The following is a 13809-nucleotide window of genomic DNA, read 5'->3' as shown; positions in this document are numbered from 1 at the left end:
GCCCTTTGTTATTTATAAAGACGTGACTACCAAACTTGATAGGGTGTTTTTGTTTCTACCACTATGCCCAATTGCCCAACTGCTCCACTTACTGAATCATTCGTATTTTGAGCTATCGTTTCTAAGGTTTTCACCAAATCACTCATACTTTCAGCTAATTTGTTCCCAATTAACTCATCCTCAATGGCTAAACCACCGACCACAATAGAATTGCTAATACTATCTCCACCACGAACTGAGCCAGAATTGGTGCCTGAGTTAAATGCCGTTCCAGCGGAAATAGCAGGCGATGGTGTCGTCGTCTTCTCTACAGATTTCAACGAAAACTCTACTCTAGAAGAGCTTTTAGTAGGATCATTTAGCATTTCCTCACCTTGTGTAGCTAAAGCACCAATTTCAGATAACATTGGTTTTAATTGCTTGAAAGTCTCCATATCCGTTTTGACCGATAACTGATAAAGACGATATGTTTCTTCCAATTCAGAATAAGATTGGCGACCATGTTGTAAACGGTCTGCTAATTGTTTTTTCTCTACCTCTAATAAGTCAATTTTATCTTTTAAATTAGATACTTTAGAGCTGCATTCAGACTCTTTTCGCACTTTCTCATCTAAGATACCTGTCAGGTAAACAAGATCATTATTCAAACGTGTAATTCGGGCATTTAAACCTTCATTGTTTTCATTAACCCGCAATAGCTTTTCATTCAACTCAGTGAGTTTTTTATTTTTTTCATCAATTTTGCATTGAAGTTCGGTAATTTTTTCTTCTTGTTTTTTATTTCTATCTTGCTGTGTTTTTAAGCGTTCTTCTAATTTATTTTTGTCTCCATTTGCTTGCTCCAATTTAGCTTCGAGACTTTGAATTTCTTTTTTCCCTTGATCAACAAGTGCTTTCAAACGGTCAATTTCACCACGTTGAATCTGCATATCTGAATGCAATTGTTCAACATTCTGTTTGGCTTTTGAGAGCTCATTATTCAGCTGCGCTTTTTCTTGTTCATGATTAATTAGGCGTTGATTCGCTTCCTTTAATTTATTTTGATCTTCCTGAGATTGACGTTTCTGATCCGCTAATTCTTGCTGTTGTTGTTGTAATTCTTGTTTTTGGGATTCAATGTCTTTCTGCAATTGCAGTAATTCATTATTTTTACGGATAATTTCCTTATTCGCATCCGCTAATTGCTTTTGCATACCTTGATATTTTTCAATACCACTTTGTAATTCCCTAATCGCATTACCCCCTTTAATGAAAGAGTTTTCACTGTTAGTCGAGCCTAATCTGTTCAGTGCAGAACCACCATTTAACTCATTATTGTTTAAACCAAAGTTTGTACTATGACCGCCTTCAACTCCCCCATTGTTCAGCCCTTCATTGTTACCATCCCCCCCTTTAATAATATGGCTATTTGTATGGTGGTTAACCGTGTGACCGCCATTGACTGAACCGCTCCCCTTACCAGAATCCGTTGCATTACCTGACTTTATAACTCCTGTATTTTCACCACAGTTATCCGCTTGACCACCATTAACACTGTTCTCACCGATCCCTTTGGTATTTTTTTGTTGAAACAGTTGTTGCATTCTTTCGTCCATGGAAATGCCCATTGATACGTTCTCCGTTAAAATAGATTAGATAAAATGATTTAAAAATAAGTATATCGAATGAAAAATAAAACCAACAATAATTTAACTTATTAATTTTCAAACGATTTAATAATTATTAAATTAAATAGAATCTATTTCAATTGAAGTTAATCTGTAAATTTAATTAATATTAAAACAAAAAGGCCTCATGAATGAGGCCTTAATTGATTTGCTAAATAACGAATTACTTCTTATCCAAAAATTGCATTCCACCAACCCGTAATCGTCTTCATGACATAATCCCAAATTCGCCCAAAGAAACCCGCTTCTTCAACCGCTTGCTTAGCGACTAATGGGTGTTGCTCGATAACTTCATCATTTAAAATAAAGTTAATTGTGCCGACTTTCTGGTTTAACGCTAATGGTGCCTCTAGGGAATCATTATCCAGCTTGATATCCACTTTTAAATTCTGTAGCTGACCTTTTGGAATCGTCACTGCTACATCGTTTTCCACGCCTAAAGGCACTTCTGAAATATCACCAAACCATACACGCTGTTTTTGTAGTACGGCATCACCTTTAATTGGCGTCACCGTTTCAAAAAATCGAAAACCCCAAGTGAGTAGCTTTTCACTTTCAGCAAAACGAACACGGTCACTCGGTGCCCCTAATACCACGGAAATTAGACGCATAGGACCATCCGTTGCTGATGCCACTAAATTATGACCAGCCCCACTAGTATGCCCTGTTTTCACGCCATCGACTTTGAGATTCTGGCTCCACAATAAACGGTTGCGGTTAGGCTGACGGATATTATTGAAGGTAAATTCTTTTTCTTTGTGTAGTACATACTCATCAGGTACATCACGGATCAGCGCTTGCGCTAATACTGCCATATCTCTAGCAGTACTGTACTGCCCATCAGAATCTAAGCCGTGTACTGTTTTAAAATGCGTATTTGTTAAGCCAATTTTTTGAACGTAGCCATTCATCAAGTCAACAAAAGATTCTTGGCTTCCTGCAACATGCTCAGCAAGGGCAATACTGGCATCATTCCCAGATTGGATAACCACACCTTTGTTTAAATCTAATACCGAAACACGATCCTTCGGCTTCAAAAACATCAAGGATGACCCTTTTAAAATCGGATTCCCCGTCGCCCATGCAGCCTCACTAACGGTCACCATATCCTGCGGTGTAATTTTCCCCGCCTTCACGGCCTGCCCAACGACATAGCTCGTCATAATTTTGGTCAAGCTCGCAGGGTCTAAACGTTCATCAGGGTTACTGGAAGCTAAAATTTTGCCGCTGTTATAATCCATTAATACAAACGCTTTTGCGTCAACTTGTGGAGCAACGGGTGTCTGAGCCGCATAAACACTCGCGCTCATCACAACGAATAGACTTAATCCAATACCAGTCCCTCGTACGGTCGAGGACAACGTGTTTTTATTCATTGGTTACTCCTTTACTATTCCAACTCAAATCATTCATCACAATCAAAACCATCATTAGGCGTTCACTAGAAACCAAAAATGCAGTCAAATTCATCGAGATACTGCAAAATATTACTTCACTAAAACACTCTCTATACCCTAAACAAAATAGACAACAATGACCACCAGCAATGAGTAAATAATAAAGTTCCTCAATTCATCAATTTCATCTATCTTAGTTAGGTCAAATCTAAATATTCGGTCAAAAACATAATATGGGAGATTCCAATGTTAACTGTCTGGGGACGTACTAACTCTTCAAACGTCAAAAAAGTACTGTGGTGCCTGAAAGAGCTGAATATTCCTTATAATCAAAAAGATGTTGGTGGACCATTCGGTGGTGTCGATACACCTGAATATAAAAAAATGAATCCAAACAGCACAATTCCAACTTTACAGGATGAAAGGTTTACCCTGTGGGAATCCAATGCAATTTTACGTTACCTTACGGAAAAATATGATCACTCTCACCTATTGTTAGCCGCTGATCTACAAGAAAAAGCTGCTGCCGATAAATGGATGGACTGGAGCGGCGCCAATCTGTTTGATCATATCAAACAAATGATGAACAAAATTGTTCGTGTCCCTGAGGCCGACAGAGACCCAGTTCAAGCCAAAATCATTTATCAAAATATCGAAAAGCTTTTGGCAATTGCTGATGAAGCACTTAGCACTCAAGCCTATTTTAGTGGGGATAAATTTGGGATTGCGGATATCGCTATTGCGCCACTGTTCTACCCATGGCATGAGATTGTTACTGAACGCCCTGCATTTCCTCATTTAGAACGTTGGTATCAAACACTGACCCAACGTCCAGCCTTCCAAGAAATTGTCATGTTACCTATCAAATAACCGTTTACCGTGGTGCCAAAATAAGCACCACGGCTTAGCCTTAGCTCATCGGCATATATAATGGATGCGTGAATTGATACTCATAACCCAGCTCATGACAAATTCGTTGTCCATCAATTGTTTTACCTGCCATTTCATCCTCTTCTAACACAAACTTTGGCGGCGTTAAATTCAGAGACCCAGCGGCTTCAGTATAAAACTGCTGGCGAGTTGGGTGCTCGGGCGCACATAAATTATAAACATGCCCACCTTCTGATCGCTGAATTAATAACAAAATCGCTGCAATAACATCGTCTTGATGCACCATATTAACTGGCTGATTCGCGCCCTTGACTTGCTCTTTTCCTGCAAGGAATCTCCCTGCATGCCGATTCTCCCCGACCAGACCCGCTAGTCGCAGTACATCTACACGAATATTCGGTAACCCATGAAGCCACTGTTCAACAGCAATTAACGCTTTAGCGGAGGCTGTTTCACCCAATAAAGGCGCATCTTCCGTAATAACCCCCTCAACCTCACCATAGACAGATGTGGATGACGTAAAAATAACTCGAGGAACCCGATAGCTTATTGCGCTGTCCACTAATTGCTCAATGGCCACAATATACCCTGAAAGGCTAACTTTCGATGGCGGCAGTAAAATCACCAATACCTCGGTTCCTTCCATTAACTGGTCCAAATCATCGACATCACAGCGTAATTCTGGGGTTAACTGCAATTGATAACAATCAATACCTACCCCACGAGCCGCTTCAACACCATCGATACTCGTTTTTGTTCCTGCCACATTCATTCCGTGAGCCATCAAGCGATTTGCTAGAGGTACACCTAACCAACCTAAACCAATAATGGTGATTTTTTTCATGTTACTGTCCCGCATACTGAAAAAGTGATTACATCATTGCCCATAGATTAGCTGAAAATCATTTAACTTCCGAAGCTATTTTCCAAGAGATTAATCACTATAAAAAACCACTAACTAATTATTATGCGTTATTTTGAAAAAAAGGGTTGCATTCATAGTATGAAATCGGATAGCTTGATTAGTATTGAATGTTTAAGCAATTATCCAAATAACTAAACGGAAGCTATTATGACCTGTATTTCACGCAACCATCATCACCACCATCATCCTGATTAGTCTTTCGGGCGATGTGTGCTGGAAGACGATCAACGACTCTTCCGGTGGCTGAAATGCAAATTGAGAGAACCCTCGGAAGATAATCTTCCGAGGGTTTTTTTATTATTAATCAAAAAGATATTTTTGGGATGTGGAGTAGAATTATGTTGGACAAATCACGTTTACGTATCGCAATACAAAAGTCAGGACGTTTAAGCGAAGAATCAAGAGAGCTCCTTGCTCGCTGCGGCATTAAAATCAATTTACAACAGCAGCGATTGATTGCTTATGCAGAAAATATGCCTATTGATTTACTTCGTGTGCGCGATGACGATATTCCAGGGCTGGTCATGGATGGTGTTGTTGACCTCGGTATCATCGGTGAAAACGTATTAGAAGAAGAAGTATTAAGCCGCCAAGCGCGTGGCGAAAAACCGCAATTTACCACCTTACGTCGCCTTGATTTTGGTGGCTGCCGCCTCTCTCTAGCTGCGCCATTAGACTTCAATTATACCGGGGCAGAATGCTTGAATGGTTCCCGTGTCGCCACCTCTTACCCGTACCTACTAAAACGCTATTTTGATGAAAAAGGCGTGACATTTAAATCTTGCTTACTGAACGGTTCTGTAGAAGTCGCGCCACGCGCTGGTTTAGCCGATGCCATTTGTGACCTCGTTTCTACAGGCGCAACCCTTGAAGCAAACGGCTTAAAAGAAGTGGAAGTCATCTACCGCTCAAAAGCCTGTTTAATCCAGCGTGATGGCGAAATGTCAGCCGATAAGCAACAGTTAATTGACCGCATGATGACGCGTATTCAAGGCGTTATCCAAGCCCGCGAATCAAAATACATTATGTTGCATGCTCCGGGTGAAAAACTCGAAGAAATCATCGCACTGTTACCGGGTGCTGAGCGACCAACAATTCTGCCATTAGCTGGCGACCAAAGCCGCGTTGCAATGCACATGGTCAGTTCAGAAACCCTATTCTGGGAAACCATGGAAAAACTGAAATCCTTGGGCGCAAGTTCAATCCTTGTTTTACCAATTGAAAAAATGATGGAGTAAATCGCCATGGAACTGGGATTCAATCAACCAATTCGCTGGTCAGACTGCCTTGAAGAACAGCAAGAAACATTACTGATGCGCCCTGCTATTGCCGCCTCTGGCAACATTAGCGCCGCTGTCAGCCAAATTATTGATCAAGTGCGCACTGGGGGCGATGCTGCGCTTATCGCTCTAAGCCAACGTTTTGATAAAACAGAGATTAGCTCTGTTCGTGTTTCACAAGAAGCCGTTGATGAAGCCCAAGCTCGCCTTGGCGATAACATAAAAGCGGCAATGAATACAGCGATTGGTAACATTCGTCGCTTCCACGAAGCTCAAAAACCCACGCCGATCACCGTTGAAACCCAAGCGGGAGTCGTTTGTCAACAAGTCACCCGCCCGATTGATTCCGTTGGGCTGTATATCCCGGGCGGTTCTGCACCATTACTGTCTACCGTCATGATGCTAGGAACCCCTGCGAATATTGCGGGTTGCCGCAAGATTATTCTCTGTTCACCACCGCCGATTGCGGATGAAATTTTATATGCTGCGAAGCTGTGTGGGATTACAGATATCTTCCAAGTTGGTGGAGCACAAGCTATTGCCGCGATGGCATTTGGTACCAAAAGCATTCCTAGCGTTGATAAAATTTTTGGTCCGGGAAATGCCTATGTCACCGAAGCTAAACGCCAAGTTAGTCAAAGCTATCAAGGTGCAGCGATTGATATGCCTGCGGGTCCTTCCGAAGTATTAGTGATTGCTGACAGCCAAGCCAACCCTGCGTTTACCGCCTCTGACTTATTATCCCAAGCGGAGCATGGGCCTGATTCTCAAGTGATTTTACTGACAGATAGTGCTGATTTTGCTCAGCGTGTCATTGACGAAACAGAGAAGCAACTTGCGGTGTTATCCCGTGCATCCATTGCCCGTGAAGCACTTAGCGCAAGCCGCGTCATTATCGCCGATTCTATCGAACAATGCGTGGAAATCAGTAACCGCTATGGACCTGAACACTTGATTTTACAAACCCGCAATGCGGACGAACTCGTGGAATCTATCACCAGCGCAGGCTCCGTATTTGTTGGCGATTGGTCCCCAGAATCGGCGGGAGATTATGCGTCTGGCACCAATCACGTATTGCCAACTTATGGTTATACATCAACCTATTCAAGCCTTGGTTTAGCCGATTTTATGAAGAGAATGACAGTACAAAAACTCTCGGCTCAAGGATTGTTAGGGTTAGCAAACACCATAGAAACATTAGCGCAAGCTGAACAGCTTACCGCTCACAAAAACGCCGTTACCCTACGTGTCACCGAACTAAAAAAACAAAATCAGGAGTGAAACATGAGCCAGACGTTTAATGCCGCCAGCCTTGCGCGTGAAAATGTAAAAGTGATGACCCCATATATGTCAGCTCGCCGTCTTGGCGGGAATGGCGATGTGTGGCTGAACGCAAATGAATACCCAACAGCACCGGATTACCAATTTATTGAGCGTAACCTCAACCGTTATCCAGAAGCCCAACCCGCGGGTGTCATCAATAATTACGCAGCTTACGCCGGATTATCCCCAGAGCAAGTCTTAGTTTGTCGCGGGGCGGACGAATCTATTGAATTACTGATACGCGCATTTTGCGAGCCTGGTAAAGACGCTGTCATGTTCTGCCCTCCTACTTACGGAATGTACAGTGTCAGTGCAGAAACGTTTGGTGTAGAACAGAAAAAAATTCTGACACTTCCTGACTGGTCATTAAATGTTGCCGCTATCCGTGAAAATTTATCCAATACCAAACTGATTTATATTTGCAGCCCGAATAACCCGACCGGCAATATCATCGATAATCAAGCCCTGCTCGACGTATTAGAGATGACTGCTGGACAGGCATTGGTTGTGGTTGATGAAGCTTATATTGAATTCTGCCCTGAATTTAGTGTTGTCAGCTGGCTGGCGAAATACCCGAATTTAGTAATTTTAAGAACCTTATCAAAAGCCTTTGCTTTGGCGGGGCTACGCTGTGGGTTTACGTTAGCATCCGCCGAAGTGATTGAAGTCTTGCTAAAAGTCATTGCACCTTACCCTCTTTCGACCCCTGTCGCACTCATTGCAGAGAAGGCATTAGATGCAGATGGCATCACAACCATGAAAAAGCGTGTATTGGAAATCCGTGATAATCGCATTGCACTTTCTGAAGCACTGCGTGAGTTACCGCTCGTTGAAACGGTTTACCCAAGTGAAACCAACTATATTCTGGTGCGTTTTACCGATGGTGCGAAAGTTTTCAAAGCGCTGTGGGATCAAGGCATTATCCTACGCGATCAAAGCAAACAACCCGGTCTGGTCAACTGCTTACGCATCACGATTGGTACTGAAATCGAAAATGTCCGTGTTATTGAAGCTATCAAAGCACTTTGCTAATTAGGAAATAGTCATGAGCCAGAAAATTCTTTTTATCGACCGTGATGGAACATTAATTACCGAGCCACCGACAGATTTCCAAGTGGATAGTCTCAGTAAATTAGCCTTTGAAAACAATGTCATTCCTAGCCTTTTAGCGTTACAAAAAGCCAACTATCGCTTAGTGATGATTACTAATCAAGACGGCTTAGGTACAGCAAGCTTTCCGACTGAAGATTTCGATCCGCCCCACAATTTAATGATGCAAGTATTTGAATCTCAAGGTATCCGCTTTGATGATGTGTTAATTTGCCCACATTTGCCTGCGGATAACTGTGCATGCCGTAAACCAAAAACTAAGTTGGTAGAAAATTACCTGAAAGACGGCGTATTAGATATTGAAAACAGTTATGTCATTGGTGACCGCGAAACCGACATACAACTTGCCCAAAATATGGGAATTAAAGGGCTACGTTACAGCGCCAACGAACTTGATTGGAATGCTATCGCCAATCAACTCACTAAGCGTAACCGCTACGCGCTAGTTGAACGCGTCACGAAAGAAACCAATATCCAAGTAGAAGTGTGGTTAGACCAAGAAGGTGGTAGCAAAATCAGCACGGGTGTTGGCTTCTTTGATCATATGCTGGATCAAATCGCGACCCATGGCGGTTTCCGCTTACGCATTGAGGTTAATGGCGACCTATTTATTGATGACCACCACACTGTCGAAGACACGGGGTTAGCCTTAGGTGAGGCGTTACGTGTCGCTCTGGGTGATAAACGCGGAATTGCACGTTTCGGTTTTGCTCTGCCAATGGACGAGTGTCAAGCACGCTGTGCGCTGGACATTTCAGGTCGACCACACTTGGAATATAAAGCGGAGTTTAAATATCAGCGCGTTGGCGACCTTAGCACTGAGATGATTGAGCACTTCTTTAGTTCATTATCCTATGCAATGGGCTGTACATTGCACCTAAAAACCAAAGGAAAAAACGATCACCACAAAGCAGAAAGCCTATTTAAAGTGTTTGGTCGTACATTACGCCAAGCGATTCGTGTTGAAGGGGACACCCTACCAAGTTCGAAAGGAGTTCTGTAATGAAGGTTGTAATCCTTGATACGGGCTGTGCAAACTTAGCCTCTGTCTCCTATGCCATTAAACGCTTAGGCTACGAACCAACCGTCAGCCGTGATACCAACACCATTTTACAAGCTGACAAAGTATTTTTACCTGGTGTTGGCACTGCCAGCGCTGCGATGGAAAAGCTCGCTGAGCGTGAACTTATCCCTTTAATTAAAGCACTGACTCAGCCTGTTTTAGGTATCTGTTTAGGTATGCAATTACTGGGCAATATCAGCGAAGAAGGTCAAACAGAAATTCCACTGTTAGGGTTAATTGACAGCCCCGTACGTAAAATGGATGCGAACGGGTTACCAGTCCCCCACAGTGGTTGGAATCAAGTGAAAGCACTCGCGGGCAATCCCCTATTTAAAGGGATCAGCGACGATGCCTATTTTTATTTTGTGCACAGCTATTCAATGCCTATTTCCGCCAACACCATCGCGCAAACACAATATGGCAACCTGTTTAGTAGTGCTGTGAATAAAGATAATTTCTATGGCGTTCAGTTCCACCCAGAACGTTCGGGTGCCGCGGGTGCTCGCTTGATCCAAAACTTTTTGGAGATGTAAACCATGATCATACCTGCTTTAGATTTAATTGATGGCACTGTGGTGCGTTTACATCAAGGGGATTACGCCAAACAAACGGACTATGGCACAGACCCACTACCACGCTTACAAGACTATGAAAAACAAGGCGCTAAGTTACTTCACTTAGTCGATTTAACTGGTGCAAAAGACCCACAGAAACGCCAAATTCCTCTGCTGAAAAAACTACTGGCAGGTGTCAGTGTTCCTGTCCAAGTTGGCGGTGGTATTCGTACCGAGGATGATGTCAAAGCACTACTCGATGCTGGAGCGACTCGCGTGGTGATTGGCTCGACGGCAGTGACCCAACCAGAGTTAGTCAAAACGTGGTTTCAACGTTATGGTGGCGACGCTATCGTATTAGCATTAGATGTGCGCATTAATGCGCAAGGCATCAAAGAAATTGCCATTAGCGGCTGGCAAGAAAACTCCAATTTATCCCTTGAACAAGCCATTGAAATATATCGCCCTTATGGCTTGAAACATGTTCTTTGTACCGATATCTCCAAAGATGGCACCCTATCAGGCTCGAATGTGAATTTGTACCGCGAAATTAGCGAAAAATTTCCCGATATTGAAATTCAAGCCTCTGGTGGAATTGGTAATTTAGATGATATCGCCGCCTTGCCAGCCTCTGGTGCTGCGGGTGTTATTGTTGGACGCGCATTATTAGAAGGTAAGTTTACCGTAACGGAGGCAATTGAATGTTGGCAAAACGCATAATTCCTTGTTTGGATGTCCGTGACGGACAAGTTGTTAAAGGTGTGCAATTTCGCAACCACGAAATCATTGGCGATATCGTTCCTCTCGCACAACGTTATGCCCAAGAAGGGGCCGATGAACTGGTTTTTTACGATATTACTGCATCTTCAGATGGTCGTGTTGTTGATAAAAGCTGGGTCGCCAAAGTAGCCGAAGTGATTGATATTCCCTTCTGCGTGGCGGGTGGAATTAAAAGCGTGGAAGATGCTGCTCAGATCCTCTCTTTTGGCGCAGACAAAATTTCAATCAACTCCCCTGCATTGTCTGATCCAACTCTAATTAGCCGTTTGGCTGATCGCTTTGGTGTTCAGTGCATCGTGGTTGGAATCGATACATGGTTTGACGCAGAAACAAACGAATATTTAGTTTATCAATTCACAGGGGATGAAAAACGCACCACCCAAACTCGCTGGAAAACCCTTGATTGGGTGAAAGAAGTTCAGCAGCGCGGCGCCGGAGAAATTGTGCTCAATATGATGAACCAAGACGGTGTACGACAAGGTTACGATCTGGTACAACTGAAAAAAGTTCGTGAAGTGTGCCAAGTTCCACTGATCGCCTCCGGCGGTGCAGGGGAAAAAATCCACTTCCTAGACGCCTTTACTGACGCAGGCGTCGATGGCGCTTTAGCCGCTTCGGTGTTCCACAAGCAGATTATTAACATCGGTGACTTAAAGCAGTACTTAGCAGAAAATGGAGTTCAAATAAGAGTATGTTAACCACAGAACAATGTAATCAGCTTGCATGGCAAAAAGTCGATAACCTAATGCCCGTCATCGTTCAGCACGCTATTTCTGGTGATGTTCTCATGTTGGGTTATATGAACCAAGAAGCGCTGAAAGTGACTTTAGAGAGCCGTAAAGTCACCTTTTTCTCTCGCACCAAACAGCGCTTGTGGACTAAAGGTGAGACTTCCAACAACTTCCTAAATTTAGTCGATATTGTCGCTGACTGCGATAACGATACTTTGCTTGCCATGGCGCTGCCTGATGGCCCAACCTGCCATAACGGCACCACCAGCTGCTTTGCGCCAGCTCAAAGCGAATGGGGCTTTTTATATGAATTAGAAACCTTACTAAAAGAGCGTAAAAATGCCTCGCCAGAAAGTTCATATACTGCCCGTCTGTATGCTAGCGGCACCAAGCGTATTGCACAAAAAGTGGGTGAAGAAGGCGTTGAAACCGCACTCGCTGCCACGGTGAATGACCGCGAAGAATTAACCAACGAAGCCGCCGATTTGATGTACCACTTAATGGTGCTATTGCAAGATCAAAACCTCGATTTGACCGCCATTATCAAGCGTTTAAAAGAACGCCATCAGTAACTGGCTTAAGGGTAACTATTTTATGATAGCTGCCCTTACTTTCTTCTCTCGTCATTGTTTCTCTCTCTGAACTTGCTATCATTCCCCTCATTTGATGTGGACTTTTGAAGGAGCTCATTGTGTCTGACAATGACGTTTTTACACAGTTAACCCAATTACTGAATAGCCAAAATGCAAAATATCGCGTGATGGAGCACCCAACGGCGGGAAAATCTGAAGAAGTGGCAAAAATCCGCGGCACACAGCTAGGTCAAGGCGCCAAAGGGTTAGTCTGCCATGTAAAAGGAAATGGCGTACGTCAGCATGTTTTAGCCATCCTACCTGCGGATCAACAAGCCGACTTGAGTAAAATTGCCAAAGCAATTGGTGGAACCCGCGCATCATTAGCGAGCCCAAAAGAGGTTGATGAACTTACCCATTGTGTTTTTGGTGCCATCCCTCCTTTTAGCTTCCATCCTTCGTTAAAGCTTATTGCTGACCCTTATCTGTTTGTGCGCTTTGATGAACTCGCCTTTAATGCAGGAAGCTTAGAACGTTCAATTATTCTTAATACCCAAGATTACCAGCGTATCGCGTCACCCACTTTAGTCGAGTTTATTCGCACAAATCATGAGCTTGATATAGCATAAATAAAATAACACCTTTGCTACCTAATTAACGCACTCGTTTTATGGTAATAAAAAAACTAATATAGTCACAAAATGATGGGTAATTAATCTGAAAAAGGGTTATCCACGGATAACCCTCTATAATTGAAAAATCCGGTGTTTCAACACCATAACCCATTACTGAGTTTGGTCATAGTGTTCACTAGCGTCTTTTAATGCCAGGAAATCCGAACTGCAAATAAATCTTTTTAATGCCTCGAATTTATCTTCACTCCATTCATATATCTTCAGCGCTAATAATTGATCTATCACGTCAGAAGAAAAACGAGTTTTAATAGGCTGCGCAGGGTTCCCTCCCACAATGGTATAAGGCGGAACATCTTTAGTCACGACGCTATTGGTCGCAATCACCGCTCCCTCACCTATTTTGACTCCCGGCATAATAAATGCCCGCATGCCAATCCAAACGCCATCTTCAATTATTGTATCGCCTTTACCAACATAAGCCGCTTCAATATGCTCAAGAAAAGGATACAGGCAGAACCAATCCAATCGATGAGTATGATTACCGCCCATCAAAATCACAGTTTCCGCCCCAATACACACATAATCGCCAATATATAATTGGTCTACATGCCAAGCTAACTGCCAATCTCGGCTCTGTTCATCGCCTTGTAAATAACGAACCACCGATTGTTCGAAACCGTCATCCCAACAGTCACTATAGTAACTGTGCCGACCTTTAATATGGATGTTAGTGTTTTGAACAACTTCATGTAATAGCTGAGTCTTCGACCAATGTTTCTTTTTCATGGTAAATAACCTTTAAATCAGTATTTAATTACCATAGAACGCATTCTATGGTGATGTAATTGCGTTCACACTACATCACCGCTAACCGATCCTCG

General features: G+C 43.0%; 14 protein-coding genes and 1 other annotated feature. Of the genes, 10 read left to right on the top strand and 4 right to left on the bottom strand.

The window, feature by feature from the left end; all coding sequences use genetic code 11:
• Nucleotides 1–26 precede the first annotated feature (26 nt).
• Entirely contained in the window at nt 27–1607 is a 1581-nt protein-coding gene (locus PR795_RS14265; protein ID WP_181480707.1) for a hypothetical protein, read from the bottom strand.
• Between the two features lie 230 nt (nt 1608–1837).
• Nucleotides 1838–3043 carry a serine hydrolase gene (locus PR795_RS14260; RefSeq protein WP_006657687.1) on the bottom strand — a complete coding sequence of 402 codons (1206 nt, stop codon included), beginning with the start codon at nt 3041–3043 and terminating at the stop codon, nt 1838–1840.
• A 267-nt stretch (nt 3044–3310) separates the two neighbouring features.
• Between PR795_RS14260 and PR795_RS14255 the strand changes: the two genes are divergently transcribed.
• Nucleotides 3311–3934, top strand: coding sequence for a glutathione S-transferase family protein (locus tag PR795_RS14255; protein ID WP_006657686.1), 624 nt, complete (start codon nt 3311–3313; stop codon nt 3932–3934).
• Between the two features lie 40 nt (nt 3935–3974).
• On the opposite strand, the gene PR795_RS14250 is transcribed toward PR795_RS14255, so the two are convergent.
• A complete protein-coding gene (locus tag PR795_RS14250; protein ID WP_181480706.1) occupies nt 3975–4799 on the bottom strand; it encodes an SDR family oxidoreductase in 825 nt (274 codons plus the stop codon).
• A gap of 251 nt (nt 4800–5050) precedes the next feature.
• Nucleotides 5051–5178, top strand: a sequence feature (His leader region).
• Between the two features lie 40 nt (nt 5179–5218).
• Here PR795_RS14250 and hisG point away from each other — a divergent pair.
• From hisG to PR795_RS14205, 9 genes are all read left to right on the top strand, one after another.
• Entirely contained in the window at nt 5219–6118 is a 900-nt protein-coding gene (gene hisG, locus PR795_RS14245) for an ATP phosphoribosyltransferase (protein WP_006662255.1), read from the top strand.
• 6 nt (nt 6119–6124) lie between these two features.
• The gene (hisD, locus tag PR795_RS14240; RefSeq protein WP_036960887.1) at nt 6125–7441 is read left to right on the top strand and encodes a histidinol dehydrogenase; all 1317 of its coding nucleotides are present in this window, start codon (nt 6125–6127) and stop codon (nt 7439–7441) included.
• Nucleotides 7442–7444: 3 nt separating this feature from the next.
• Nucleotides 7445–8515 carry a histidinol-phosphate transaminase gene (gene hisC, locus PR795_RS14235; protein WP_006657682.1) on the top strand — a complete coding sequence of 357 codons (1071 nt, stop codon included), beginning with the start codon at nt 7445–7447 and terminating at the stop codon, nt 8513–8515.
• A 13-nt stretch (nt 8516–8528) separates the two neighbouring features.
• The gene (gene hisB, locus PR795_RS14230; RefSeq protein WP_181480705.1) at nt 8529–9596 is read left to right on the top strand and encodes a bifunctional histidinol-phosphatase/imidazoleglycerol-phosphate dehydratase HisB; all 1068 of its coding nucleotides are present in this window, start codon (nt 8529–8531) and stop codon (nt 9594–9596) included.
• The gene (gene hisH, locus PR795_RS14225; RefSeq protein WP_006657680.1) at nt 9596–10189 is read left to right on the top strand and encodes an imidazole glycerol phosphate synthase subunit HisH; all 594 of its coding nucleotides are present in this window, start codon (nt 9596–9598) and stop codon (nt 10187–10189) included. Before hisB ends, hisH begins: the two co-directional genes overlap by 1 nt.
• A 3-nt stretch (nt 10190–10192) precedes the next feature.
• Nucleotides 10193–10930, top strand: coding sequence for a 1-(5-phosphoribosyl)-5-[(5-phosphoribosylamino)methylideneamino]imidazole-4-carboxamide isomerase (gene hisA, locus PR795_RS14220; protein ID WP_154601239.1), 738 nt, complete (start codon nt 10193–10195; stop codon nt 10928–10930).
• Complete coding sequence (gene hisF, locus PR795_RS14215) at nt 10912–11688, top strand: imidazole glycerol phosphate synthase subunit HisF (protein ID WP_006662259.1); 777 nt, start codon at nt 10912–10914, stop codon at nt 11686–11688. Before hisA ends, hisF begins: the two co-directional genes overlap by 19 nt.
• The gene (gene hisIE, locus PR795_RS14210; RefSeq protein ID WP_006657677.1) at nt 11682–12293 is read left to right on the top strand and encodes a bifunctional phosphoribosyl-AMP cyclohydrolase/phosphoribosyl-ATP diphosphatase HisIE; all 612 of its coding nucleotides are present in this window, start codon (nt 11682–11684) and stop codon (nt 12291–12293) included. Before hisF ends, hisIE begins: the two co-directional genes overlap by 7 nt.
• Before the next feature lie 188 nt (nt 12294–12481).
• Entirely contained in the window at nt 12482–12922 is a 441-nt protein-coding gene (locus PR795_RS14205) for a YbaK/prolyl-tRNA synthetase associated domain-containing protein (protein WP_224063805.1), read from the top strand.
• Nucleotides 12923–13078: 156 nt separating this feature from the next.
• On the opposite strand, the gene PR795_RS14200 is transcribed toward PR795_RS14205, so the two are convergent.
• Entirely contained in the window at nt 13079–13714 is a 636-nt protein-coding gene (locus PR795_RS14200; protein ID WP_181480704.1) for a CatB-related O-acetyltransferase, read from the bottom strand.
• Nucleotides 13715–13809: the final 95 nt, after the last annotated feature.

Source organism: Providencia sp. PROV209 (assembly GCF_028479485.1).
In the GTDB taxonomy this organism is placed as follows: Bacteria; Pseudomonadota; Gammaproteobacteria; order Enterobacterales; family Enterobacteriaceae; genus Providencia; species Providencia alcalifaciens.
This window is presented reverse-complemented; position numbering and strand designations above follow the sequence as displayed.